At 66.0% G+C, this 25,462-nt stretch carries 23 protein-coding genes; 9 read left to right on the top strand and 14 right to left on the bottom strand.

The features are described from left to right. Window positions 1–54 precede the first annotated feature (54 nt). Window positions 55–1,296, bottom strand: coding sequence for a cation:proton antiporter (locus ACYVGY_RS10000; RefSeq protein ID WP_460457351.1), 1,242 nt, complete (start codon window positions 1,294–1,296; stop codon window positions 55–57). Between the two features lie 114 nt (window positions 1,297–1,410). Here ACYVGY_RS10000 and ACYVGY_RS09995 point away from each other — a divergent pair, with 114 nt between their 5' ends. The 3 genes from ACYVGY_RS09995 to ACYVGY_RS09985 are packed head-to-tail and all read left to right on the top strand — an operon-like array spanning window position 1,411 to window position 4,169. Next, window positions 1,411–2,559 carry an SPFH domain-containing protein gene (locus ACYVGY_RS09995; RefSeq protein WP_460457350.1) on the top strand — a complete coding sequence of 383 codons (1,149 nt, stop codon included), beginning with the start codon at window positions 1,411–1,413 and terminating at the stop codon, window positions 2,557–2,559. A 15-nt stretch (window positions 2,560–2,574) separates the two neighbouring features. After that, window positions 2,575–3,891, top strand: coding sequence for a TFIIB-type zinc ribbon-containing protein (locus ACYVGY_RS09990; protein ID WP_460457349.1), 1,317 nt, complete (start codon window positions 2,575–2,577; stop codon window positions 3,889–3,891). Next, window positions 3,891–4,169, top strand: coding sequence for a hypothetical protein (locus ACYVGY_RS09985; protein WP_460457348.1), 279 nt, complete (start codon window positions 3,891–3,893; stop codon window positions 4,167–4,169). Before ACYVGY_RS09990 ends, ACYVGY_RS09985 begins: the two co-directional genes overlap by 1 nt. Before the next feature lie 80 nt (window positions 4,170–4,249). Here ACYVGY_RS09985 and ACYVGY_RS09980 read toward each other — a convergent pair whose 3' ends face one another. Both ACYVGY_RS09980 and ACYVGY_RS09975 read right to left on the bottom strand, forming a co-directional pair. After that, window positions 4,250–5,371 (bottom strand): hypothetical protein, encoded by a 1,122-nt coding sequence (locus ACYVGY_RS09980; RefSeq protein ID WP_460457347.1) that lies wholly within the window; start codon window positions 5,369–5,371, stop codon window positions 4,250–4,252. A gap of 1,023 nt (window positions 5,372–6,394) precedes the next feature. After that, window positions 6,395–7,456 carry an HNH endonuclease gene (locus tag ACYVGY_RS09975; RefSeq protein ID WP_460457346.1) on the bottom strand — a complete coding sequence of 354 codons (1,062 nt, stop codon included), beginning with the start codon at window positions 7,454–7,456 and terminating at the stop codon, window positions 6,395–6,397. Between the two features lie 70 nt (window positions 7,457–7,526). Here ACYVGY_RS09975 and ACYVGY_RS09970 point away from each other — a divergent pair, with 70 nt between their 5' ends. Further along, the gene (locus tag ACYVGY_RS09970) at window positions 7,527–7,670 is read left to right on the top strand and encodes a hypothetical protein (RefSeq protein ID WP_460457345.1); all 144 of its coding nucleotides are present in this window, start codon (window positions 7,527–7,529) and stop codon (window positions 7,668–7,670) included. Window positions 7,671–7,882: 212 nt separating this feature from the next. Here ACYVGY_RS09970 and ACYVGY_RS09965 read toward each other — a convergent pair whose 3' ends face one another. From ACYVGY_RS09965 to ACYVGY_RS09930, 8 genes are all read right to left on the bottom strand, one after another. Further along, window positions 7,883–8,446 (bottom strand): hypothetical protein, encoded by a 564-nt coding sequence (locus tag ACYVGY_RS09965; protein WP_460457344.1) that lies wholly within the window; start codon window positions 8,444–8,446, stop codon window positions 7,883–7,885. 273 nt (window positions 8,447–8,719) lie between these two features. Further along, the gene (locus ACYVGY_RS09960; protein WP_460457343.1) at window positions 8,720–12,463 is read right to left on the bottom strand and encodes a methylmalonyl-CoA mutase family protein; all 3,744 of its coding nucleotides are present in this window, start codon (window positions 12,461–12,463) and stop codon (window positions 8,720–8,722) included. Between the two features lie 307 nt (window positions 12,464–12,770). Continuing rightward, window positions 12,771–13,412, bottom strand: a complete 642-nt coding sequence (locus ACYVGY_RS09955) for a hypothetical protein (protein WP_460457342.1) — start codon at window positions 13,410–13,412, stop codon at window positions 12,771–12,773. Between the two features lie 99 nt (window positions 13,413–13,511). Next, on the bottom strand, window positions 13,512–14,066 hold the full coding sequence (locus tag ACYVGY_RS09950) for a group I truncated hemoglobin (RefSeq protein WP_460457341.1): 555 nt from the start codon (window positions 14,064–14,066) through the stop codon (window positions 13,512–13,514). Window positions 14,067–14,083: 17 nt separating this feature from the next. Then, the gene (locus ACYVGY_RS09945; protein ID WP_460457340.1) at window positions 14,084–14,974 is read right to left on the bottom strand and encodes a DUF3034 family protein; all 891 of its coding nucleotides are present in this window, start codon (window positions 14,972–14,974) and stop codon (window positions 14,084–14,086) included. Next, a complete protein-coding gene (locus tag ACYVGY_RS09940; protein WP_460457339.1) occupies window positions 14,974–15,504 on the bottom strand; it encodes a COG4315 family predicted lipoprotein in 531 nt (176 codons plus the stop codon). The genes ACYVGY_RS09945 and ACYVGY_RS09940 overlap by 1 nt, the downstream gene beginning before the upstream one ends. A 77-nt stretch (window positions 15,505–15,581) precedes the next feature. Beyond that, window positions 15,582–16,055, bottom strand: a complete 474-nt coding sequence (locus ACYVGY_RS09935) for a cupin domain-containing protein (RefSeq protein ID WP_460457338.1) — start codon at window positions 16,053–16,055, stop codon at window positions 15,582–15,584. Continuing rightward, on the bottom strand, window positions 16,052–16,609 hold the full coding sequence (locus ACYVGY_RS09930) for a sigma-70 family RNA polymerase sigma factor (protein WP_460457337.1): 558 nt from the start codon (window positions 16,607–16,609) through the stop codon (window positions 16,052–16,054). Before ACYVGY_RS09930 ends, ACYVGY_RS09935 begins: the two co-directional genes overlap by 4 nt. A gap of 457 nt (window positions 16,610–17,066) precedes the next feature. Between ACYVGY_RS09930 and ACYVGY_RS09925 the strand changes: the two genes are divergently transcribed. The 5 genes from ACYVGY_RS09925 to ACYVGY_RS09905 all read left to right on the top strand — a co-directional run bounded on the left by ACYVGY_RS09925 (window position 17,067) and on the right by ACYVGY_RS09905 (window position 22,995). Next, on the top strand, window positions 17,067–18,167 hold the full coding sequence (locus ACYVGY_RS09925; protein ID WP_460457336.1) for a Glu/Leu/Phe/Val dehydrogenase dimerization domain-containing protein: 1,101 nt from the start codon (window positions 17,067–17,069) through the stop codon (window positions 18,165–18,167). A 70-nt stretch (window positions 18,168–18,237) separates the two neighbouring features. Next, window positions 18,238–19,395: an acyl-CoA dehydrogenase family protein gene (locus ACYVGY_RS09920; protein ID WP_460457335.1), complete on the top strand. Its 1,158-nt coding sequence runs from the start codon at window positions 18,238–18,240 to the stop codon at window positions 19,393–19,395. A gap of 150 nt (window positions 19,396–19,545) precedes the next feature. Further along, on the top strand, window positions 19,546–20,721 hold the full coding sequence (locus ACYVGY_RS09915; RefSeq protein ID WP_460457334.1) for a thiolase family protein: 1,176 nt from the start codon (window positions 19,546–19,548) through the stop codon (window positions 20,719–20,721). 155 nt (window positions 20,722–20,876) lie between these two features. After that, the gene (locus tag ACYVGY_RS09910; RefSeq protein ID WP_460457333.1) at window positions 20,877–21,260 is read left to right on the top strand and encodes a hypothetical protein; all 384 of its coding nucleotides are present in this window, start codon (window positions 20,877–20,879) and stop codon (window positions 21,258–21,260) included. 127 nt (window positions 21,261–21,387) lie between these two features. Then, complete coding sequence (locus ACYVGY_RS09905) at window positions 21,388–22,995, top strand: carboxyl transferase domain-containing protein (protein ID WP_460457332.1); 1,608 nt, start codon at window positions 21,388–21,390, stop codon at window positions 22,993–22,995. Window positions 22,996–23,073: 78 nt separating this feature from the next. On the opposite strand, the gene ACYVGY_RS09900 is transcribed toward ACYVGY_RS09905, so the two are convergent. From ACYVGY_RS09900 to ACYVGY_RS09890, 3 genes are read right to left on the bottom strand one after another with little or no spacing between them, the layout of a single operon-like run. After that, entirely contained in the window at window positions 23,074–23,313 is a 240-nt protein-coding gene (locus ACYVGY_RS09900; RefSeq protein WP_460457331.1) for a DUF6587 family protein, read from the bottom strand. After that, window positions 23,310–25,142 (bottom strand): ferrous iron transporter B, encoded by a 1,833-nt coding sequence (feoB, locus tag ACYVGY_RS09895; protein ID WP_460457330.1) that lies wholly within the window; start codon window positions 25,140–25,142, stop codon window positions 23,310–23,312. Before feoB ends, ACYVGY_RS09900 begins: the two co-directional genes overlap by 4 nt. Continuing rightward, complete coding sequence (locus tag ACYVGY_RS09890) at window positions 25,143–25,385, bottom strand: FeoA family protein (protein WP_460457329.1); 243 nt, start codon at window positions 25,383–25,385, stop codon at window positions 25,143–25,145. It lies immediately after the preceding gene. Window positions 25,386–25,462: the final 77 nt, after the last annotated feature.

Raw genomic sequence — 25,462 nt, 5'->3', positions numbered from 1 at the left:
GCGCGCGTCATCCCTTGCCTTGGGCGACGCGCCTCCCGGGCACGGAGCGCGGTCTTAGCGCCTTGCGCTGCCCTGCCGCTGCCGGTCCAGCCAGCGCATCACGGGGCGCGCGCTAAGCCCGTGCAGCAGGATGGAAATAACCACCACCAGGGCGACCAGGGCCCAGAGTTCGTCATCGCGCCGGAAGTCGGCGTGGTTGACGGCGAAGGCCAGATAGTAGATCGAGCCAATGCCGCGCACGCCGAACACGGCGATGGCCCAGCGGTCGCCGCGCGTCAGGTCGGTGCCGAGCAAGCCCAGCCAGCCGGCCACCGGGCGAACAACCAGCACGAACACGAAGGCAAACAACACCTCGCGCCAGGACAGGGCGTTGAGGATGCCGCCGGCCAGGGCACCGCCCAGCAACAGCAGCATCAGCGCCATCAGCAATTTTTCGCACTGCTGGGCAAAGGTGTCGAGCACGCCATGGTAGTCGTGGTCGCGCTCCTTCTGCCGCACCACCAGGGCGCCGACGAATACCGCCAGGAAGCCATAGGTGTGGCATAGCTCGGCCACGCCGTAGACGATCAGCATGATGGCCAGTGCCGTCAGCCCGTCACCGGTGGCGGACAAGGTCGGCTGGCGTTCGGTGCGAAATATAAGGTGCATCAGCACATAGCCCACGCCGAGGCCGATGACCGCGCCACCCAGTACTTTCCACAGCACGTCCAGCGCCAGCCAGCGACCCCAGTCCATCGGCTCGCCGGAGGTTGCCAGGGCCAGAGCGATTGCCAGCCCCACGAAAGGAAAGGCCAGGCCATCGTTGAGCCCGGCTTCGGACGTAAGCGCGAACCGCACCGGGTCTTCCCCACCCTCGCCCGGCCCGTGCACCTGAACGTCCGAAGCCAGCACCGGGTCGGTGGGCGCCAGCACCGCCCCCAGCAACATCGCCGTTGCCAGGCTATAGCCGAGCCAGGCCTGCCCCAGCCACAGGCCGGCCAGAATGGTGAGCGGCATGGTGATGGCGAGCAGCCGCCAGGTGAGGCTCCACCGCCGCCAACCGAAGCGGGTGTCGATACGCAGCCCTACGCTGACAAGCGCGACCAGGACGGCGAGTTCGGACAGGCGCTCGGTGACCAGCGGGAAGCGGACCGGATCGGCCGGTGGCAGCGGCAGCGGCAACGAATAAACCAGCGCACCCAGGCCAACGTAAATCAGCGGGAAGGTAAGGGGGCTGCTTTTAACCAAGTACGGGAGCCAGGCGGCGCCGAGCAGGGCCAGGCCCACCAGGGTCAATGCAAGTTCGTAGCTGTCCATCGGCTGAGTGTAATCGCATGCCGCGCCACCGGCAGGCCCTCGCGCCGCCCTGCGTTGGTATAGTTTGACGGGCATGGCCGGTACCGTACCGGCCTCGAATCGCGGAGAGATGTCATGGGTCTTGTACAGGCGGTGGTGGGTGCGGTCGGCGGCGTTCTGGCCGACCAGTGGAAGGACTTCTACACGGTTCCGGCCGGGCTGCCGGCCACGGCGGCGCTGTTCGCAGCCGTACCGCAGGGCACCAATGCCGGGCGCGGTTCGAACACCCAGGCCTCCTCGAACATCATCAGCAACGGCTCGAAGATCGTCGTGCCCGAGGGCTATGGCCTGCTGCTGATGCAGGACGGCAAGATCACCGGCTTCGCGGCCGAGGCCGGCGGCTATGAATGGCGTTCGGACGACATCAATTCGCAGTCGGTCTTCGCCGGCGACGGCATCGTCAGCCCGCTGATCAAGCAGAGCTGGGAGCGCTTCAAGTTCGGCGGCCAGCCGGGCGGCCAGCAGCTGGCCTTCTTCGTCTCGCTCAAGGAACTGCCCGACAACCGCTTCGGCACCCAGTCGGAAATCTACTGGGACGACGGCTTCCTCAATACGCAGGTTGGCGCGGTCACGCGCGGCTCGTACACGCTGAAAATCACCGACCCGATCCTGTTCGTGAAGAACTTCGTGCCGGCCAAGTACCTGCAGCCCGGCCAGGTGTTCGACTTCACCGACATTGACAACGCCGCCGCCAGCCAGCTGTTCAATGAAGTGGTGGGCTCGCTGGCCCCTGCTTTCAGCATGTATACGAACGACCCGAGCAAGGGCAACCGGATCACCAAGCTGCAGCAGGACTCGATCGGCTTCGCCAAGAGCCTGTCGGCGGCGGTCGAGGGCGCCTACCAGTGGAGTTCGGATCGCGGCCTGGCCATCGTCAAGACCGCCATCATTTCCATCGAGTACGACGCCAACACCAAGGAACTGCTCAAGACCGTGCAGCGCGCCGATGCGCTGGCCGGGTCGCGCGGCAATTCCAACCTGCAGGCCAGCGTTGCGGCGGGCATCCAGTCGGCCGGCGAGAACGGCGGCGCGGCGGGCCTGGTGGGCGTGGGCATGGCCACGGGCATGATGGGCGTGGGCGGACTGCAGCAGCCGGTGGCCCCGGCCGCGCCGGCCGCCGACGACCCGATCGCCAAGCTCACCAAGGCCAAGGAAATGCTGGACCTGGGCCTGATCACGCAGGGCGACTACGACGCGCTCAAGGCCAAGGCCCTGGGCCTGTAAGCCGGGACCCCCTCGATGTCGAAGACCCCGGGTTCCACCCCGCCGCCCTTGCCGCCCGGTCACGGACCGGGTTCACCGCAGGACGTGCCGCCGGAGCCAGGCACGTTCCCGGTCGACCCGGCTACGTTGCCGGGTCCTATTCGTGATGAAGTGCTGGCGCCCGACCCGGTCGCCATCAATACCTCGTCCGAAGAACTCAAGGACGGCCAGAACCACTGCCCCAAGTGCGGCGCCACTGACATCAAGCAGCGGCCCGGCACCGACATGCTGATTTGCCTGTACTGCCGCAACGAATGGCATGGCGAGGGCGTGGAGGAAGCCTTTGGGCTGGGCGAAGGTTTGGACGAGCTGACGGGCACCATTATCTCGTCCGGCGCGCAGGGCATCGCCGCCGACACCTCGCACCTGATGACCTTCAAGTGCACCGGCTGCGGCGCCGAGGTCACCGTCAATACCGAAACCGCCATGACCGCGCGCTGCCACTGGTGTCGCCACGTCTTCGGCGTGAACGAACAGGTGGCGAATGGCGCGGTGCCCGATGCCGTGCTGCCCTTCCGCATCAAGAAGGACGACGCGGTGGCGCGCATCCGCCAGTTCGTGGACAAGCGGCGGATGTTCGCGCTCAAGGAATTCAAGGAACAGTTCACGCCCGAGAACGTCGTGGGCGTGTACCTGCCGTACATGATCGTGGACGGCAAGGCGAGCGCCGACGTGGCCGGCCAGGGCGAGATCCAGACGCGCCGCTACACCCGCGGCACCGGCGACAAGAAGAAGACCTACTACGACGCCGACGTATACCAGGTGGACCGGCACGTGGACTTCACCGTCGACGACCTGCCGCTGGAGTCCTCCCGCGAGCGCGGCAAGCTCGACATCAAGGTCAATACCAACAACATCATCAACACCATCCTGCCCTTCGACACCAAGAACGCGGTTAAGTGGAACGCCAGCTACCTGTCGGGCTTCACTTCGGAGAAGCGCGACAGCGACGTGGAACACCTGCTCCCGCGCCTGGAGGACCAGCTGCTTTCCATCGCCCGCGCCCAGGTGCAGGGCTCGGTCAGCAAGTTCGACCGCGGCGTGCGCTGGGAAGAGGAAAGCCTGGACGTGCACGGCACCCGCTGGGTGGCGATGTACCTGCCGGTGTGGCTGTACTCCTACCAGGAGCCCGGCGGCAAAGGCAGCATGATCCACTACATCGCCGTGAACGGCCGCACCGGCGAAACCATGGGCAGCGTGCCGGTGCAACACTGGAAGCTGCTGCTGGCGGCGCTGACGGCCGGCACCTTCATTGAAGCGATCGTCATCGCCATGCTGATAGGAGCAACCTGATGAGCGAAGACGGTGGAATGTGGCTGCTCGCGCTGGGCCCGGCTGGGGCCACGGCGCTGTATTGGGCCCTGTATCGGCACTACCGGAATACCGACAAGTCGCACGCGTTCGAGCGTGAGACCACGGTGGATGCCAAGCCCGTGACCGGGTCGGAGCACAAGGTGAGTGAGATCAAGGGGACGCAGAAGAAGCGGGTCCCCGGCGACAACGTCAGTGCCTACCGCACACGCGTGAAGCGCGTAGGCAGCCCGGGATCGGGCCAGCCTCCGCCTTCTTGATTTCAGCGCGGTGCGGAGGGGATCCCCCGCACCCGCCTGGGTAAATTGCAGCGCCCACCCAGCAAACCCGCCAGCATTCCTCAGCCGGGATCGATCACCGCAATTCCCAGGGCCTCACCGCCACGCGCATCGGCGACACGTGCGCGCAGCTTATAGCCAGCGCCGGCCACCGAACGGTCCAGGCCGCGGGTACCGTTGAGCTGGTCATAGTAAGTTCTGGCGGATTTATGCGTGGTGTCGATGGCCACATTGACCCCGTTGTCCTCGAAATAAGGGCACTCGAACAGCACGGCCAGGCGCGGGCTGGTTTGGCCCAGCGGCTGCATTACAAAGACGCCCTCGGCGCCCTTCAGGCCAAAATTCTTGCCGCCCGAATAAATGCCCCCCTGAATGATGCGACCGGTCTGCTCTTCGGGGGCGCTACGTGCGGGCAACTGAAGCGCGGGCTTGGACAGATCGCCATCCTGATGAACCTCCATGAAGCCGCTGCAGTGACCCCAGGCCATGTAGAGATCGCCCTTGTCCGCACCGCCGACCCCGGCGCGCCAGTCCTTCACCACCAGATTCGTATCGGTATTGTTGAAGATCATCCCGACAAAATTCTTCTTGTTGCCGTGCAGTAGATACAGGAGCAGCTCGACGAGGATCACCGCGACAACGCCAACCACGGCACCGACCCCGCCCGCCGCCTTCAGCCCGGCCTTCACCGCGACTTTGAGCACCTCCTTGGCCACCAGCGACCTGATCAGGCCGAAGGCAAAAGCGCCGCCAAAGCCGACCAGCCCGGTGCCAATGATTTGCAGCGCAACCATTTCCGGACTTTCACCCTCCTTGATCAGCGACAGGCCGTTCACTACGCCCTTGACGTAGTCGCGGACCTGATCACCCTCATAGTTCTTGATGACATTGAAGTTCTTTTCCTCAATCAGGATCGTAGGCACAACGTTCTGCGTGTCGGTGACGGCATCGATATGGCGCCGCGCCTCGGCCAGGCCGGAGGCGTCGGCAGTAAACTCCCGTTCGGCCATCGCGTGACAGGCGACGCGGATGGCGGCATAGGCCTGCGCGCGTATCATTTCGCCTGAGTTGTCGCTGGCCATGATCTTGCGCAGCGGTATTTTGAGATTGGCCTCGATGCGCGTCAGCGCCTCTTCGGCAAAGTCGATATCCGCCTGCGCGGAAGGGATGATTCCATCAGCCATAACATTCTCCGATAGCTACTGCGTTGGGTTCATTGCCGCGATCCACTGTCCGCCGACCGCACCGACATTTACGAAGCGGCTCGGGCGCCATCTGGCGCCCTGAGGTCAGGACGTGGTTCTATTGCTTGCACACAAGTGCGCGCCCGGCCCCACGCATCTATTTGCAATCGAATCATTGGCCCGGCGAACAGCCAGGGAGTGTTCCCGGAGCGACCACACTGCGCCCATCCCATGCTTGTCTTGAGAAGAAATTGCAGCGCATTTTTGTAAGATAAATCGCACGCTGCTCGCCAACGCCAGCCGGAAGGGTCGATCACGCGCTGCGGTGTTCGCCGCTTTGCTTCCTTCCGACAGGAGCGCGTCCCCGGCGACAACGAAAGTGCTTCCCGCACACGCTTGAAGCGTGTCCGGGGCCGCCGGTTCGAGGCAAGGGCCACCCGGTCAATTTGGGCCGCAGCGCATCACTTCAGTTCGTCGCAGCATTCAGTCCCATGAACAGACCTGCAGCGGGGTCGGCATCCAACGCCGCAGCTGTTGCCCATGGCTTCGGTCGCGGCATCCACGGGCCGGCTGGGATGGTCAAGGTCGGAGACGGGCTTGGCCTCGCTACTGAAACACACCTGCGGCTCACCGGATTCCTTTGTCGGCATCGACAAGCGCTGCTCGCACCAGCTTCGGTTCCGGCAACGGGGTTGTGCCGGAGCTTGCCCCGGGCCGTCCGGTCGGCTTGCACGAAACACCCTGACCTGACGCCGTCTTGTTGACTAAGCAGGCCTCAGCCGTTCGCGAATTACGCTGCATCGTCCGCCAACGGTTCAGGCAGATACCATCGCGCAAGAGGCGTTTGGCGTTGAGATCGTTCTCGTCATGGACCTCAATCGTTTGCCGCGACTGGGCCCGTTCCGCGGCAGTGCCGCCAGCAAGATGGCGCCGATATGCGGCGCCTTGCCGCGGAGGCAGGGCAAGGCTTGCAACTCAATCGGCGATTTGCTTCCTTAAATTAGCTGACCGATTCGCAGCGTACTACGCCCCAAAATGACGTCTCCGATGGCAGTTCGGACAAAGCGCCAACGCATTGTCTACGGTATCAAGACCACCCTCTGCCAGCATCACGTTGTGATGGACCTCAAGATAAGGCGTCCCATCCTTGGCGCGAACAAACGGAGCGGGTGAATGGCAGGCCTCGCAGACACCCGCTGCGCGCTCGAGCACCTCGGCGACGACATCCTGATTGCGTCGGAAAGCCTTGCTAACCACGTTATAGACCGCAGGCAGCGGATCAGCATTGTCCAAACGCTCAAGTCTTTCCTTCCGGCTGCGCTTACGTGCCCTGAGGGCGTCCTTCTCGGTTATCTCATCCCAGACCTTCTGAGCGACAACCTCGAAATCGTCCCGCCGCGCTGGCGGAATGACGTACGACCAGCCGCCGGCGCGAGTACGCTCGCCTAACGGCATGTCATCGCTGACCTTCGCGAAAGCCGAGACAACGATTGGCGGGTCAATCCGCTTCAGATTGGCAATACCCAGAAGATTGATTCCCTCTTTGCGCTCAGCGGTGGCCAAGTGAACGCCACTCTCTGACGGCTGATGAAGACTGAAATGACGGTTCAATTCAGCCAGCTCCTCCCGAGCAATCGTTGTTTTGTCCTTCCAGTAGACGATATCCGCCTCGAAACTGACGAGCGCCAAGGATCTCGTCAGCGACAAATAGAGCTTCCAAGGGTTCTGTGCGCTGGGCGGGAAATCCTTGAACCGCGCTATCAGGAGGGGCTTGTAGGGCTGGAGGTAGCAGACCAGCGACGGGTCCGGGCGCTGAGCACTCTCAATTTCTTCAAGAACCTGCTCGAAGACGCCATTGATAAAAAGTGACTCACCGTCTGCTTTCTCCTTGGTACGCGCAGGCGACTTTGAACCGGCACTGGGCGCGCGCGCGACTTTCCGGCGCGCAGCTCGCTGGGCAGCCTTCAGCTCGATCCCACGCTCTCTCGCCATTTGGGCCAGTGCAGTTTCGCCAAGACGCTCTGCATTGGTCGCGAGGGCCTGGGCATCCTTGAAATTGCGGAGCTTCGCTATCTTGTCGTCCACAGAATCTCCGGCGCTGGCAATGGTCCACGGAATCCTATCCCACGGCATCCACCCCACGGAAGCTGTGCAAGTGCCGCCTCTCAATTTGCGTGAACGCCTGCTGCGACAGATGAGCGACCTGCCGCTGCAGGTGGAAGGCCAGGCCCTGCGCGTGGCCGCGTCACTGGGCTTCGTGCCCCTGCCCACCTGGCCGGACCGGGCCATTGATTGGTAGGGCGCGCTGCGAATGGTCGATTTCGCCGTTTATTGCAGCAAAGCGCGAAGGCGCGGCACCTGGATCGGCCTCGTCGGTGCCGGGGAAGGCCAGATCGCTCCCGGCACGCTGCCCGCGGCGCTGGAAGATGAGGGTCGCCTACGAAGGGTGGTACCGGGGCCTGCGCCGGGTCGTCCGGCCAGCCGGCAGGAAGCCACCAGCCCTGACGCCGTCTAGTCGACTACGCAGGCCTCAGGCGCATGCACGTCACGCTGTAGCGTCCGCCAGCGGTGCAGGCAGATACCGTCGCGCGACAAGCGTTTGGCGTTGAGGTCGTTGTCGTCATGGACGTCAATCTTGCTCCGCGACTGGGCCCGGTCTCTCTGCAATGCTTCCTGCAAGATGGCGCCGATATATGGCGCCTTGGTGCGTACGCAGGGCAAGGCTTCAGACTCAATGCGATCCAGCAAAACCGCACAGTTATCGACCCTGGCTCCGCTCGCGGCATCAACTGACCGCCTGGGCAGGTCCCAGTCAACGACAGGAAGTGCCGAGCCAACGCGCCACTCCTGAGGGATGCCCGGCCTTTCAGCAGGCAGCGAAAACGTCTGCTCGAAAGTGATCCGGTAGGGCTGCCACCAGGACGAGGGTTCGCTTGCCGGCGGGAGGCAATCAGCCTCAAAGCGCATGCTCGCGTGCCACCCACCCACGTAGCCGCCCTCCCCATCACGCGCACGGGGCAAGGCCACGGCGGGCGAAGAGGACACGACCACGCAGCCCGGGTTGGGGCGCAGCATGGAGGCGTCGGGGAGGATGACGTCGGGGCCGAAGCCTGGCGGGGTGGTGCAGGATGCCGAGAGCACCAGGACCCCGCTGAATGCCACCCGCGCTACGAATACCAAGCGCAGATGCGTGGCCGAGCCTCCGTGCACCCCGCGCCGCCTTGAGTCACCACGGACCAACAATGAATTCATTCTGCCAACCCAGTGGTTGTCTCACATCCGGCGTGCGAAGAGGCGCGCCGGATGCGATGAATCAGCGCTTGTGAAACTTCGGCGAAAAACTCAGAACTACATATTCCGCCGATACTCGCCACCCACCTCATACAGCGCATGGCTGATCTGCCCGAGGCTATGGGTCTTCACCGCTTCCATCAGCGCCGTGAAAATGTTCTGGCGGTCGCGGGCGGTGGTTTGCAGGTAGGCTAGGCCATGGCGAGAACCGTTCGGGCCTGAAGGCCCTCCTACAGGGGCGAGAGAGTTTCTCGCGGCCTGGAAGGTGCGGACGTTGGCGATCTGGGCGGCCTTTTCGGGCTCGGTGCTGCGGATGAGTTCGATGGTGGTGGTGACTTCGCCGGCGTGGTCCTTGGGCAGGAAGGTGTTCACGCCCACCAGGGGCAGGCTGCCGTCGTGCTTCTTGTGTTCGTAGTACAGGCTTTCTTCCTGGATCTTGCCGCGCTGGTACATGGTGTCCATGGCGCCCAGCACGCCGCCGCGCTCGCTTAGCGCCTCGAACTCCTTGTACACGGCCTCTTCCACCATGTCGGTCAGGTAGTCCACGGCGAAGCTGCCCTGCCAGGGGTTTTCGTTGAAGTTCAGGCCCAGCTCTTTGTTGATGATCATCTGGATGGCCACGGCGCGGCGCACGCTTTCTTCGGTCGGCGTGGTGATGGCTTCGTCGTAGGCGTTGGTGTGCAGGCTGTTGCAGTTGTCGAACAGGGCGTACAGGGCCTGCAGCGTGGTGCGGATGTCGTTGAACTGGATTTCCTGGGCGTGCAGGCTGCGGCCGCTGGTCTGGATGTGGTACTTGAGCATCTGGCTGCGCTCGTTGGCACCGTAGCGCTCGCGCATGGCGCGGGCCCAGATGCGGCGGGCGACGCGGCCGATCACGGTGTACTCGGGGTCCATGCCGTTGCTGAAGAAGAAGCTCAGGTTGGGCGCGAAGTCGTCCACCGTCATGCCGCGGGCCAGGTAGTACTCGACGATGGTGAAGCCGTTGCTCAGGGTGAAGGCGAGCTGGCTGATCGGGTTCGCCCCGGCCTCGGCGATGTGGTACCCGCTGATGGACACCGAGTAGAAATTGCGGACCTTGTTGTCCACGAAGTACTGCTGGATGTCGCCCATCATGCGCAGGGCGAACTCGGTGCTGAAGATGCAGGTGTTCTGGGCCTGGTCTTCCTTCAGGATGTCGGCCTGCACGGTGCCGCGCACGGTGTTGAGGGTGTATGTCTTGATGCGCTCGTAGGTGTCCGCGTCCACCAGTTGGTCGCCGGTGACGCCCAGCAGGCCCAGGCCGAGGCCTTCGTTGGTGGGCGGAATTTCCCCGTGGTATTCGGGCCGCTTCTTGCCCTCGAAGAACGCTTCGATCTTGGCGTGAGCTTCGTCCCAGCGCTTCTGGTCTTCGCGCAGGTACTTCTCGACCTGCTGGTCGATGGCGGTGTTCATGAACATGGCCAGGATCATCGGCGCCGGGCCGTTGATGGTCATGCTCACTGAAGTACTGGGCGCGCACAGGTCGAAGCCGGAATACAGCTTCTTCATGTCGTCCAGGGTGGCGATGGAGACGCCGGAGTTGCCGATCTTGCCGTAGATGTCGGGACGTTCGGCCGGGTCTTCGCCATACAGCGTCACGCTGTCGAAGGCGGTGGACAGACGCGCCGCGGGCTGGCCCACCGACAGGTAATGGAAGCGCCGGTTGGTGCGCTCAGGCGTGCCCTCGCCCGCGAACATGCGGATCGGGTCTTCGCCGGTGCGGCGGTACGGGTACACGCCGCCGGTGTAGGGATAGGCGCCGGGCAGGTTTTCCTTGCCCAGGAAGGTCAGCAGCTCACCCCAGCTGGTGTACTTGGGCGCGGCGATCTTTGGGATCTTCTGGTGGCTCAGCGACTCGCGGTAGTTTTCCACCTTGATGGCCTTGCCGCGCACGCTGTATTCGGTCACCTCATCGGTCACCGACTTCAGGCGCTCGGGCCACTCACGCAGCAGGCCAACGGACTCCGCGCTCAGCGCCTTCACCGCGTCGTTGTAGCGCTGGCGCAGCGTGACCAGGCTGCGGTCGATGCTGGCGCTACGGCGCTCTTCCTGGGGTCCGCGGCCGTCCGCGGCGCCCTGGGCCTGCTGCCACTTGAAGACGACTTTGCGCCGCTCGCCGCCGCCGCGGCGCTCACCGCAGGTCGGATACTCGCTGCCGCTGGGTGAGGACCCGGACGGTCCCCGCTGCAGGATCAGGTGATGCGGATCGTACTGGTCGAGCTGGCGCGGCAGGTCGGCGTCGTCCAGGTCGCGCAGCGACTGCCAGTAGTGCTGGGCGCGGTCGGCGGCCTCGGCCTGGCGCTCGATGCTGGCGTTGATCTGGCGGCCCTGCTCGGAGATTTCCGCCAGGTAACGGGTGCGGGCGCCGGGGATCAGCACGGTGGCGCGCGGTTCCTTCAGACTGGTGTCCACCTTCGGATTGAAGTCGCAGCGCGAGCTGCCTGTAGGAGGGGCTTCAGCCCCGAAGCTTTCGGCGGAGGGCTTCGGGCCTGAAGGCCCTCCTACAGGGGCGCTGAGCTTTTCGCGCAGCAGGCGGCAGAGGTTGTGGAACATCCAGCTCACGCCCGGGTCGTTGAACTGGCTGGCGATGGTCGGGTAGACCGGCACGTCCTCGTCCTTGAGCTGGAAGGCGACGCGGTTGCGCTTCCACTGCTTGCGCACGTCGCGCAGGGCGTCTTCGGCGCCGCGCTTGTCGAACTTGTTGAGCACCACCAGCTCGGCGAAGTCGAGCATGTCGATCTTCTCGAGCTGGCTGGGCGCGCCGAAGTCGCTGGTCATCACGTAGACCGGGAAATCCACCAGGTCCACGATCTCGGAATCGCTCTGGCCGATACCGGCGGTTTCCACCATCACCAGGTCGTAGCCCTGCCCGCGCAGGAAGGCCACGCAGTCCTTGAGCACGGCATTGGTGGCCACGTGCTGGCGGCGGGTGGCCATCGAGCGCATGAAGATGCGCGGGCTGCGCAGCGAGTTCATGCGAATCCGGTCGCCCAGCAGCGCACCGCCGGTGCGGCGGCGGGTCGGGTCGACCGAGATCACGGCGATGCGCATCTCGGGGAAGTGCTGCAGGAAGCGGTTCATCAGCTCGTCGGTCACCGAGGACTTGCCCGCGCCGCCGGTGCCGGTAAGGCCGATGACCGGGGTCTTGCTGCCGGCCAGCTGCCACTGCTTGCGCAGGGTGGCGATCTGGGCTTCGTCCAGGGTGCCGGCTTCAATGGCGCTGAGCATCTTGCCGATGCTGATCTCGTCGTCAATCGACACCTTGGGCAGGCTGGGCTTGCCGTTCTTCGCCTTGGCCTTGCCCTTGCCGGCGCTGCGCGCCTGGTCGGCGGCGACCTGGGTGCGGCGCACCAGGTCTTCAATCATCGCCACCAGGCCCATCTGCATGCCGTCGTTGGGGTGGTAGATGCGCTCGACGCCGTAGTCCTGCAGTTCCTTGATCTCTTCGGGCGTAATCGTGCCGCCGCCGCCGCCAAACACGCGGATATGGCCGGCGCCGCGCTCGCGCAGCATGTCCACCATGTATTTGAAGTATTCGGTGTGGCCGCCCTGGTAGCTGCTCAGCGCTATGCCGTCGGCGTCTTCTTGCAGCGCAGCGCGCACCACGTCTTCAACGCTGCGGTTGTGGCCCAGGTGCACCACTTCCACGCCTTGAGCCTGGATCAGGCGGCGCATGATGTTGATCGCGGCATCGTGGCCATCGAACAGGCTGGCGGCGGTGACGAAGCGCAGCGGGCTGCGCTCGGGCTGGGTGTCGGGCAAGGCGTCGGCGGAGGTGTTCATGGGGTTCGCTCGTGCGGCAATGGGCGGAATGGCCTGATTGTAGCGCTGAGCGTATGGATCGCCCTATTGAAAGGCTTGGGTGGGGCGTTCCCCCCTCTCCCCAGCCCTCTCCCACAAGGGGAGAGGGAGTCAGGTTGCGGCGGGCTGGAGTCTCTCTCGCAAAAAGGGAGAGGGCGTCAGGGCGCGGCGGGTTGGAGTCACTGGCGCACAAGCCGAGATAGCGTCAGGTTGCGGCGGCCTAAAGCCCCTCTCCCCTTGCGGGAGAGGGGTTGGGGAGAGGGGAACGCCCCATCACCGCCGCAAACACCTACCCCCCGAACTCCTCACAAAACGCCTTCGCAAACGCACTACGCCGGATATCACAATCCTCGCGCCCACCCGCCTCCACCAGGTCCAGCCGCGCAACCCGCAGCCGATCGATCTCGGCGCCGCGCCGGAACGCCACTTCACGCTGCAGCCGTCCGCGCCGATGGTCATCGAGCCCGGATTCGAAGGTCACCCGATGCTCGGCCAAGGCCCGCCACGGCACGAAAATCGCGTGCAGTTCGCCCTCGTCCACCGCGAAAAAACCGGCGCCAAAAAGATCTGCGCTGGCGCTGTGGGCCGACAGCCGCCACTCGCCACCGTCGCGGTAATGCAGGGTCGAGGCCACCGACAGCGGCGGTGCCACCGCCCGCCCCAGGGTGTCCGCGCTGATCATGATCCCGCGCAGGCTTCCGATCGGGTTCGAATGGGTCACGTCGCCGGCGCGCAGGATGACGTTGCCGCCTTCCCAGTCCAGCCCCGTCAACTGCCCGAACAGCAGTTCGCCGCTGTCTAGCAGCAGCAGGGACTTCTGCAGGTCGGGATTGACCTCACCCATCCAGCGCGGCGGCTGCGGCAGGCCGTACAGCAGCCCGGCGCCGTAGCCGAGGCTTCCCGGGAGGTCGTCGATGAGCAGGTCGGCCATTTGCTGAGTCTAGGCAAGCGGGGCTGAACTTGCACCGGGGGCGGCAGAAAAAGCGGGGCCGGACCCTTCCCGGCGTCCGGCCCCGCCGCCCCAAGGCAGTTACTGGGTAACGATTTCGCGGTGCATCGGCGCCAGCTTCGCCAACAGCTTGTTCTGGGCCGCGAAGGGTACGTCGTGCTGGTTCATGGCCACCTGCAGCACTTCCACCAGGGCGTTGAATTCGCCGCGGCCGACCTGCATGTCGCGGTGTGAACTCCTCATGTCCCGGCCGGTGTAGCTGCAGTCGCCGCCCAGGATCACGCAGAACTGTTCGGTCAGCTGGCGCTTCACCCGCACCTGGTCGGAGTTGGCGAAGAACGGACCGGTGCGCGGGTCAGCCAGCAGGCCGGCCATGAAGGTCTCCATCAGCGCGGTGAGGCCGGCTTCGCCGCCGAACTGCTCCAGCACCGGGCGCAGTTCGGGATGGGCGGGCGCCGGGTTCGGGGCGGACGGATCATTGGCGACCATCTCGCCCTCGGCCTCGGCTTCGGCCGCGTCGAGACGGGCCTCTTCGTCGAGCAGCGCCTGGTCTTCGGCGGAAATCGCCAGGTCCTGGGCGGCCAGCGGGCCGGCGGCAAGCAGCAGGGCGAACGTAATCGAAAGCAGGGTTTTCATAGGATGCTCCGGGGGACTTAGAAGCCGACCTGAAGCGAGGCGTAAACGCCACGCTGGTCGTCGCGGATGACGATGTTGCCGAGGTCGACGTAGGCGACGGTCAGCGACACGTTCTTGATCGGGGCCCAGGCCACGAACACGTCCCAGGCAGCGTCCTCGTCGGCGATGCCAAGATTGTCGGGCTTGGTGCGGTACTCGGCGCCGATGGCCAGGTTACGGCTCAGCAAATAGGCCACCGAACCCTCGAACTGGGCTTCGTAGCTGTCGTTGCGGTCGCCGCCAAAGCCCAGGATGCCGAACTGGTTGGCCTTGGTGAAACGCACGGTGCCGTTGAGCAGCAGGCTCTGGGCCAGGTAGAGCTTGGTGGCGCTGACGTAGTAGTCAACGCCGCTGTCGTCCTGCGCACCCACGAAGGCCAGCACGCCGGGCTGGTCGTTCTTCTTGTACTGCGCGCCCACCGAGATCTGCGGCAGCCAGCTATCCTGCTCGAGCACGGCGTCGCCGGCGATCTTCACTTTCACGCCAATGGTGTCCTGGGTGAAGGTGAAGCCGTTGCCGAGACCCAGCGCGCCGCCCACCGATTCCGTATCGAAGGCCTGACGCGAGAAGCTCAGTTCAACCCGGTCGTAGAAACCGACCAGCACGCCGTAGCTGTCGAGGGTGTAATCGTCGAGTCCGACCCGGGTATAGAAAGCGTTCGCGCCGATCTGGTCGCGGGTGCCGTAGCCGCCGATCACGGCCCAGGGCGTCAGTCCGCCGCCGGCCGCGCCTTCCACCTGGCTGACGCCGCCGGTGAGCAGCAGTTTGCCGCTGGTGCCGGCACTGTCTTGGGCCTGGGCGGCACCGGCGGCGGCCAGCAGGGCCAAGGTGAGCGCCAAGCGGCGGGGCATGGGGAGTCGGTGGGTCATCAGCGCAGCCTCGGAAGTTGGGAGTGGGATGAAGAACGGTTGCTGGTGCCCGGTCGGGGCGTCGGCATGGGGAAGTAGCGGGTGACCTCGGCCTTGCGCTCGGCCGGCACCCTTACCAGGTGCCAGACGTCGGCGACGCCATCGCCACCGGCCGCACCGCGCTTGCGGTCAGAGATCCAGCGGTACAGCGGCTTGCCCTGCCAGGCCCACACGGGGCGGCCGTCGGAGCTGCGTGCAATCGTGAAGGGGCCGTGCGGCTCGGCGCCGGGCTCGGCGTAGTGCGGTGGCCACAGCGCTTCGCATTTGGCGTCGCAGCGGCTTTCGCCGGCTACGTCAGGGGTGTAGGTGTAGAGCGCGCGGCCGCCCTGCTCGACCAGGATGCCGGCCCGCTCCCAGACCGGCACCGGACTGGCCAGGGCGATATCCACCGGGGATGGGGGACGCGGCTTCACGGGCGCCGTGGCGCGCGCGCCCAGGGCCAGGCAGGAGAGGAAGAGCGTGACCAGCACGCTGGCAAGCAAACGATTCATCGGGCGGTGTCCGCAGCGGGGTTATGGGGGTGTACGCAGGTGCGGCGGCTCGCGGATGCAGGCGACCGGAATATTTTTCAGTCGTCGCTGGCGCGCGGCATGCCCAGGTCGGGAATCAGCTCGCTGCGGATCATCAGCAGCGCCCCGCGCGGCGCCAGGAACGGCTTGTGGTGTTCGCCCGGGGGCGCAAGCAGGAAGTCGCCGGGGAAATACTCGACGTCGTCGTGGATGACCGACCCTTCCAGCACCAGGCACTCTTCCTCGCGCGTGTGCGGATGCGACGGCACCCGGGCGCCGGGCTCGATTCGCCACAGGCTGGTCTGGGTTCCCTCGGCCGCATCGCGGCGCAGGGTCTTGATACGGATGCCCGGCACGAACGGCACCCATTCGCCCTCGTCGGCGCGAATGACTTGGGTGCGCGTGCGCGATGCCGCGGCCAGTATCCGGCCGCGCAGCGCCTGCGCCTGCGCCGGCGGCGGCGATTGCGTCGGAAGCACGCCGGCCAGGGCCGCCAGCAACAGGTGCTCGGGATCGGTGCGATGGGTGCTCATTCGGTTCCACCTTCAGCCATCAGCGCGGCACGCATCGCCGCAAGACCGCGGCGGGCATGCGACTTCACCGTACCCAGGGGCAGGCCGGTGCGTTGCGCGATCTCTGGCTGCGACAGTTCCTCCTGAAAAGTTAGTTCGATGACGGTGCGTTGGCTGGGCGTCAGCGCCCGGTACGCGTGCTGAACCGTCTGGGCATTGCCCAGACGCTGAAGGAAGTCCGGATCGGCAACCCAGTCATTGGGGCTATACGAGGCACAGGGGCCGTCCGGATGCAGCGGCACTTCCAGCCGCTGCCGGCGAACGCGGCGCTGCTTGTCCACCGCGCGGCTCCAGGCCAGGGTCAGCAGCCAGGCCATGACCGCCCCGCGCGCCGGACAGAAGGCCCCGGCCTGGTCCCAGACCTGCAGGAAAACGTCGCTGACGACCTCCTCCGCATCCTGCGGCTGGCGCAGCACGCGCAAGGCCAGGCCGTAGACCCGCGGCAGCGCCAGGTCATAGAGCTCCCCCAGAGCCGCGGCATCACCCAGACGGATGCGCCCGACCAAGGCCACCATGGCGGCCTCGTCTGCGCCCGTAGAGGTCGCTTCCGTGGTGTCGAACAGGAGGGAAATGGCGAGGGTCCGCGTGAAGACGGCGCCATTGGGCTGGCTGGGACGGCTACGTAGCGTGAAGCCCGCCGCGGCCCCTGACCACCGGCGAAAAGCCAAAAAAATGGGCGATCGCGTGGCGACCGCCCAATAACCCTGCTTCAGGGTGTTCGCCGGCGGCCTTCCGGGGAGAGACAAGGCGGCCAAGCATTTATATGAACGCAGCGGGGCGCTGGGACCGGTCATCCCGGGCCGCTGTTCGTTTAGAGCGATTGCTTTACACTACGGCGCGCCTGGCCCTGGGGCAGCGAGTGCCGGACCAGTATAAAGCGCATAAATTCAATAACTTGCGGATACTTTTTCACGTAACCGCGCACGCCTGCCTCAGCGCAGGCCCGCGGCACCCGCCGGACCGGAGCTACCCATGATCTTCGAAACCATCTCCACCTCGGGCCACGAGGAAGTGGTCTTCTGCCACAACAAGGACGCGGGCCTGAAGGCCATCATCGCGATCCACAACACCGTGCTGGGCCCCGCGCTCGGCGGCACCCGCATGTGGCCTTACGCCAGCGAGGCGGAGGCGCTCAACGACGTGCTGCGCCTGAGCCGCGGCATGACCTACAAGGCAGCGGTGTCGGGCCTGAATCTGGGCGGCGGCAAGGCAGTGATCTGGGGTGACCCGAACAAGGACAAGTCCGAGGCGCTGTTCCGCGCCTTCGGTCGCTTCGTCAATTCGCTCGGCGGTCGCTACATCACGGCCGAAGACGTCGGCATCGACGTCAACGACATGGAATACGTGCTGCGTGAGACCGAGTTCGTCACCGGCGTGCACCAGGTGCACGGCGGCTCGGGCGACCCGTCGCCGTTCACCGCCTACGGCACGCTGCAGGGCCTGATGGCTGCGCTCCAGGTCAAGTTCGGCAATGAAGAAGTGGGCGACTACAGCTACGCCGTGCAGGGTGTAGGCCACGTCGGCATGGAGTTCGTGAAGCTGCTGCGCGAACGCGGCGCCAAGGTCTTCGTCACCGACATCAACAAGGACTCGGTGCAGCGCGCCGTGGACGAGTTCGGCTGCGAAGCGGTGGCCCTGGACGACATCTATGACGTTGACGCCGACGTGTACTCGCCGACCGCCCTGGGCGGCACGGTGAACATGAACACGCTCGACCGCCTCAAGTGCAAGGTTATCTGCGGCGCCGCCAACAACCAGCTGGCCACCGACGAGATGGGCGTTGAGCTCGACGCCCGCGGCATCCTGTACGCGCCGGACTACGCGGTGAATGCGGGCGGCCTGATGAACGTCTCGCTCGAGATCGACGGCTACAACCGCGAGCGCGCCATGCGCATGATGCGCACCATCTACTACAACCTCGGCCGTATCTTCGAGATTGCCAAGCGCGACGGCATCCCGACCAACAAGGCCGCCGACCGCATGGCCGAAGAGCGCATCAGCGCCATCGGCAAGCTGCGCCTGCCGCATCTGGGCGCCCCGGCGCCGCGTTTCCAGGGTCGCCGCGGAAACTAAGCAAGCCCTTGACCGGGCCGCGACGTCGGCCCGGTCATGCTTCCCTGCTTACCCCTGACACGGAGTCATCATGCGTACCTTTCCCCTTGGCGAAGACCTCGATGCCCTGCGCGATGCCATCCGGCGTTTCGCCGACGCCGAGATCGCGCCCCGGGCGGCGCAGATCGACCACGACAATCTGTTTCCCGCCGACCTGTGGCCCAAGCTCGGTGAGCTGGGCCTGCTGGGCCTGACCGTTCCGTCCGAGTACGGCGGTTCGGACATGGGCTACCTCGCCCACCTGGTGGCGATGGAAGAAATCTCCCGGGCCTCGGGCTCGGTGGGCCTGAGCTACGGCGCGCATTCGAACCTGTGCGTGGCCAATCTGTATGCCAACGCCAACGAGGCGCAGCGCCGCAAATACCTGCCGGGCCTGTGCAGCGGCGAACTCAAGGGCGCGCTGGCCATGAGCGAGCCTGGCGCCGGCTCCGACGTGGTGGGCTCGATGAGCTGCCGCGCCGAACTGCGCGACGGCGTCTGGATCGCCAACGGCAGCAAGATGTGGATCACCAACGGCCCCGAGGCCGACGTGCTGATCGTCTACATGCGCACCGCCGGCAAGGACGCGGGCTCTCGCTGCATGACCGCCTTCCTGGTCGAGAAGGGCATGAAGGGTTTCAGCACCGCCCAGAAGCTCGACAAGTTGGGCATGCGCGGCTCCAACACCTGCGAGCTGGTGTTCGAGAACTGCGAGATCCCGGCCGAGAACGTGCTGGGCGAAGTGAACCAGGGCGTCAAGGTCCTGATGAGTGGCCTGAACACCGAACGCCTCGTCCTGACCGGCGGCCCGATCGGCCTGATGCAGGCCGCACTCGACATCGCCCTGCCCTACGTGCGCGAGCGCAAGCAGTTCGACCAGGCCATCGGCACCTTCGGCCTGATGCAGGGCAAGATCGCCGACATGTATACGTCGCTGCAGTCTTCGCGTGCCTTCGCCTACCAGGTGGCGCGCGATTTCGACGCCGGCCACACCAGCCGCGTGGATTCGGCCAGCTGCCTGCTGCACGCCAGCGAAGCAGCGGTGCAGGTGGCGCTGGAGGGCATCCAGTCGCTGGGCGGCAACGGCTACATCAATGAGTACGCCACCGGCCGCATCCTGCGCGACGCCAAGCTCTACGCGATCGGCGCCGGCACCAATGAGATCCGCCGCATGCTGATCGGACGCGAGCTGTTCGAAGACCGCGCCTGAAGCACCTTGTAGGAGGGCCTTCAGGCCCGAAGCTTTCCGGCGAAGGGCTTCGGGCCTGAAGGCCCTCCTACAGAAGGGCTTCGGGCCTGAAGGCCCTCCTACAGGGAGCGGCTATAATGATGGGCTGATCCTCATCATTTCGGAGCCACCATGACCAAGGTCGTCATCGCGGGTGCCAAGCGCACCGCACTCGGAGCCCTGCTGGGCCAGTTCACCGGCGTGCCCGCCACGCAGCTCGGGGCCACGGCCATCCAGGCGGCGGTCGCGCAGGCGGGCGTGAAAGCCGAGGCGGTCGACGAGGTGGTCATGGGCTGCGTCCTGCCCGCCGGCCTGGGCCAGGCCCCGGCCCGCCAGGCGGCCCTGGGCGCGGGTTTGCTTACGGCCACCGGCTGCACCACCATCAACAAGGTCTGCGGTTCGGGCATGAAGGCGATCATGATGGGCGCCGACATGATCCGCGCCGGTTCGGCTTCGGTCGTGGTGGCCGGCGGCATGGAGTCGATGACCAACGCCCCGCACCTGCTCATGGGCTCGCGCACCGGCACCAAGTTCGGCAGCACCGAGATGCTCGACCACATGGCCTGGGACGGCCTGACCAACCCCTACGACAAGCAGGCCATGGGCGTGTTCGGCGAACTATGCGCCGACAAGTACGCGTTCAGCCGCACCGACCAGGACGCCTACGCCGCGGAATCCGTGCGCCGGGCGCTGGCGGCCCAGGCCGACGGCTCGTTCAAGGCTGAAATCGCGCCGGTCACGGTCGCCAGCCGCAAGGGCGACGTGGTGGTGGACACCGACGAACAGCCGGGCCGCTGCGACATCGCCAAAATTCCGAGCCTGCGCCCCGCGTTCAAGAAGGACGGCACCATCACCGCCGCCGCGTCCTCGTCCATCAACGACGGCGCCGCCGCCGTGGTGCTGGCGTCTGAAGAGGCTGCCAAGGCCCAAGGCCTGGTCCCGCTGGCCACCTTGGTCGCCCAGGCGAGCCATGCCCACGAGCCGGAATGGTTCACCACGGCCCCGGTCGCCGCCATCCGCAACGTGCTGGCCAAGGCCGGCTGGTCGGTGGCCGACGTGGACCTGTTCGAGGTCAACGAAGCCTTCGCCGTGGTCGCCATGGCCCCGATGAAGGAACTGGGCATTCCGCACGAGAAGCTCAATGTGCACGGTGGCGCCTGCGCCCTGGGCCACCCGATCGGCGCATCCGGTGCTCGCCTGGTGGTCACCCTGATCCACGCCCTGCAGCGCCGGGGCGGCAAGCGCGGCGTGGCCGCCCTGTGCATCGGTGGCGGCGAAGCCACCGCGGTGGCGATCGAACTGCCCTGAAACAGGGCCAAGTTCTGGGGCCCGGCAAACATATATTTTTCGTTAAGGTTGCATTCTGCTTGACTCCGGCCCAGTTCTTGTCAAGATTGCGTGCACGTGTGCCGACTGGCACACGTCCTGATAGTCCAAATTTGTATAGACGAGGAAACAACACCATGTCCTTTAACAAGACCCTGCTCGCCATGGCCCTGGGCCTGGCCCTGGCGGCCTGCTCGAACCAGGCAGAGCAGGCGGCTGACGCGGCGAACGATGCCGCTGCTGCTGCCGAAGCTGCCGCCACCGACGCCGCTGACGCTGCTGCCTCCGCCACCGACGCCGCGACCGAAGTCGCTGCCGACGCTGCCGACGCTTCCGCCGACATCGCTTCCGACGCCGCTGACGTGGCCGCTGACGCCGCTGCCGACGCTGCCGGCGCGATGGACGCCGGTGCCGACGAGATGGCTGACGCCGCTGCCGACATGGCCGACGCCGCTGCCGATCTGGCGGGCGACGCGGCTGACGCTGCGGAAGAAGCTGCTGACGACGCCAGCAACGAGTAAGTTGCTGACAAGCTCCAGAGTGAACGGGCGCGACGCAAGTCGCGCCCGTTTTCTTTTGTCCGGACGATGCTAGGCGCTCCCGCGCTGGGCCCGTAAACTGACCGAGTTCCCCGCCGAGCTTGCGCGCATGCCCATCATCACCAGCCACGTCGACCCCCGATCGCCCGAGTTCCAGGACAACGCCGACGCCTTGCGCACGGCGGTCGAGGACTTCGAAATCCAGCTGGCGCGCGTCGCCCAGGGCGGCGGCGACAAGGCCCGCAGCAAGCACACCGAACGCGGCAAGCTGCTGCCGCGCGATCGCATCACCGCCCTGCTCGACCCGGGCTCACCTTTCCTCGAACTCTCGGCCTTGGCCGCGGGTGGCATGTACGACGACGCCGCACCCGCCGCGGGCGTCATCACCGGCATCGGCCGCGTGCACGGCCAGGAAGTGGTGGTGGTGGCGAACGATGCCACGGTCAAGGGCGGCACTTACTTCCCCATGACGGTGAAAAAACACCTGCGTGCCCAAGAAGTGGCCATGGAGAACCACCTGCCCTGCCTGTATCTGGTCGATTCCGGCGGCGCCTTCCTGCCGCTGCAGGATGAGGTTTTCCCGGACAAGGAGCACTTTGGCCGCATCTTCTACAACCAGGCCCGGCTAAGCGCGATGAACATCCCGCAGATCGCCGTGGTGATGGGCAGCTGCACCGCCGGCGGGGCCTACGTGCCGGCGATGTGCGACGAATCGATCATCGTGCGCAACCAGGGCACCATCTTCCTGGGCGGCCCGCCGCTGGTGAAGGCGGCCACCGGTGAAGTGGTGGACGCCGAGTCCCTGGGCGGCGCCGACGTACACACCTCGGTCAGCGGCGTGGCCGATCATTTCGCCGAGAACGACCTGCACGCGCTCGAAATCGCCCGTGACATCGTCCGCCACCTCAACCGCAAGAAGTCGCTGCCAGTGGCCGTGCAGCCGCCCAGTGAGCCGCTGTTCGCCGCCGAGGAGCTCTATGGCGTGATCCCCAAGGACACGCGGCGCCCGTTCGACATCCGCGAAATCATCGCCCGCGTGGTGGACGGCAGCGAGTTCCAGGAGTTCAAGGCGCGCTATGGCAAGACGCTCGTCTGTGGTTTCGCGCACATTCACGGCTACCCGGTGGGCATCGTCGCCAACAACGGCATCCTGTTCGCCGAGAGCGCGCTCAAGGGCGCGCACTTCATCGAGCTGTGCAACCAGCGTGACATCCCGCTGGTGTTCCTGCAGAACATCACCGGCTTCATGGTCGGCAAGAAATACGAGAACGCGGGCATTGCCAAGGACGGCGCCAAGATGGTGACCGCCGTGGCCTGCTCGCACGTGCCGAAGTTCACCGTGGTGATCGGCGGCAGCTTTGGCGCCGGAAACTACGCCATGTGCGGCCGCGCCTACGGTGCCCGCTTCCTGTGGACCTGGCCGAATGCGCGCATCAGCGTGATGGGCGGCGAACAGGCAGCCAGCGTGCTGGCTACCGTGAAGCGCGACGGCATCGAAGGCGCCGGCAAGACCTGGACCGCCGACGAAGAAGAGGCATTCAAGGCGCCAATCCGCGACCAGTACGAGCGCCAGGGCCACCCCTACTACGCCACCGCGCGGCTGTGGGATGACGGCATCATCGACCCGGCGGACACCCGCCGCGTGCTGGGACTCGCCCTCTCGGCCAGCCTCAACGCCCCCATCGAGAAGGCGCGCTTCGGCGTCTTCCGGATGTAAGCAAGCCCCTGTAGGAGGGCCTTCAGGCCCGAAGCTCTTCGCGCAAGAGCTTCGGGCCTGAAGGCCCTCCTACAGGGTTTATTTGCAGGCCTTGCAGGTGCTGCAGCCGGTGCCGCAGGCGCTGGCGGTGGCCTGCATCGACGGCCGCAGCGCGAGCCCGAGCCGGCGAAGCCAGGCCGGCCGCGACTCGCGCTCCAACCAATAAGACAGCCGCGCTTGCGCCTGCCACATCGGCTTCGGCGCCAGCGTGCGCATCAGCGACAGCGCACTCGCGCCGACGATCGCCACCACCACCACCGTCTGCAGCAGCGGACTCATGCGCCGAGGGCCCGCGCCAGCTGGTAGGTGATCAGCGAGGCCAGATAGGCCAGCGCGAACAGATACCCCGTGGCGATACCGGCCTGCTTCCAGCTGTTGGTTTCACGCTTGATCACGGCGATGGTGGACAGGCACTGCGGCGCGTACACGTACCAGACCAGCAGCGACAGCGCCGTAGCCAGCGACCAGTCGGCAGCGATCAGCGGCGACAGAGCGCCGATCGCCTCGGCATCGGTGGCGGCCGACAGCGCGTACACCGTAGCCAGCGCCGCCACCGCCACTTCGCGCGCCGCCAGGCCCGGGATCAGAGCAATGCAGATCTGCCAGTTGAACCCGATCGGCGCGAAGAACGGCTCCATCCAGCGGCCGATACGGCCCGCCAGGCTGTAGTCGATCGCGGGCCCGATCGCACCCTCGGGCGGCGCCGGATAGCTCGACAGGAACCACAGCAGCACGGTCAGGGACAGGATGATGCCGGTGACCCGGCGCAGGAAGATGCGCGCGCGTTCCCACAGGCCGATGCCCAGGTCGAGCAGGTTCGGCAAACGATAGCTGGGAAGCTCAAGCAGCAGCACGTGCTCGCCCTCGCCGCGGCGCAGGCGCTGGATCACCCAGGCCGCCGCCATGGCGCTGGCGACGCCGGCGAAATACAGCGCGAACATCACCAGCCCCTGCAGGTTGAACACGCCCAGCACGTTCTCGCGCGGGATAAAGGCGGAGATCAACAGCGTGTACACCGGCAGCCGCGCCGAGCAGGTCATCAGCGGCGCGACCAGAATGGTGGCCAGGCGATCGCGCGGATCCTGGATCGAGCGGGTGGCCATGATGCCCGGGATGGCGCAGGCAAAGCTCGACAGCAGCGGGATGAAACTGCGCCCGGTCAGCCCGGCGGCGCGCATCGGCCGGTCCAGCAGGAAGGCGGCGCGCGGCAGGTAGCCCGACTCCTCGAGCGTCAGGATGAATACGAACAGCAGCAGGATCTGCGGCAGGAACTCCATCACCGTGCCCAGTCCGGCGAACAGGCCATCGCCGACCAGACTGCGCAGCGGGCCTTCGGGCATCGCCCCCGACACCGCCGCACCCAGCATGGAAATCCAGCCCGAAAGCGTGTCCTGAAGCGGCCCGGCCCAGCTGAAGACCGCCTGGAACATCAGGAACATCACCGCGCTCAGGATCAGCAAGCCCCACACCGGATGCAGCAGCCAGCGGTCCAGGCGGTCATCAAGGTTGCCGGTATGCGCCGGCATGGTCACGCATTCGGCCAACAGCGCCGACACCTGCGCGTGCAGGTCGCCGTCGTCCTCGGAGGGCGCGGCCGGCGGCAAAGCCTCGTCGAGCTGCGCCAGCAGGCCCGCCGCGCCTTCGCGCTTGATCGCGACCGTTTCCACCACCGGGATACCCAGGCGCGCCTGCAGCGCCGGCACGTCGATGACGATGCCGCGGCGACGCGCCACGTCCATCAGGTTGAGCGCCAGTACCATCGGACGACCCAGCTGGCGCAGCTCAAGCACAAAGCGCAGGTGCAGCCGCAGGTTGGTCGCGTCCACCACGCACACCAGCAGGTCGGGGATCGGCTCTCCCGCCAGCGTGCCGCGGCAGATATCGCGAGTTATCGCTTCGTCGGGACTGGCGGCGTCGAGGCTGTAGGCGCCCGGCAAATCAAGCACGCGCACGCTGCGGTCACCCGGCGTGCGGAACAGGCCTTCCTTGCGTTCGACAGTAACGCCGGCGTAATTGGCCACCTTCTGGCGGCTGCCGGTGAGGCGATTGAACAGCGCCGTCTTGCCGCAGTTTGGGCTGCCGACAAGGGCGATGTTCAACGCGGACATTCAGGCGGTCTGCGGCTGCAGGTTGATGCGGGCGGCTTCGGCGTGGCGCATGGCGAAGCGGCTGAAGCCGACCTGCACCAAGAGCGGCTCGCCGCCCATCGGCCCGCGGGTGACCAGGCGCACGGTCTCGCCGGCCACGAAGCCCAGGTCGCGCAAGCGCCGCGACACGCTGTCGCCCGGCGTCAGATCGTGGACCCCGGAAACGACGCCGAGACGGCCGGCCTGCAGTTCGGAAAGAGTCATGCTTGCGCCACTCCAGTTGCGAATGAGTCGCATTGTATGCCATTCCCGTGCCGGCGGATAGCGGGCGGGTGCCGGCC

Source organism: Arenimonas alkanexedens, from assembly GCF_054781355.1.
The sequence above is the reverse complement of the archived record's forward strand: the minus strand, read 5'-3'. Positions and strand labels throughout refer to the sequence as shown.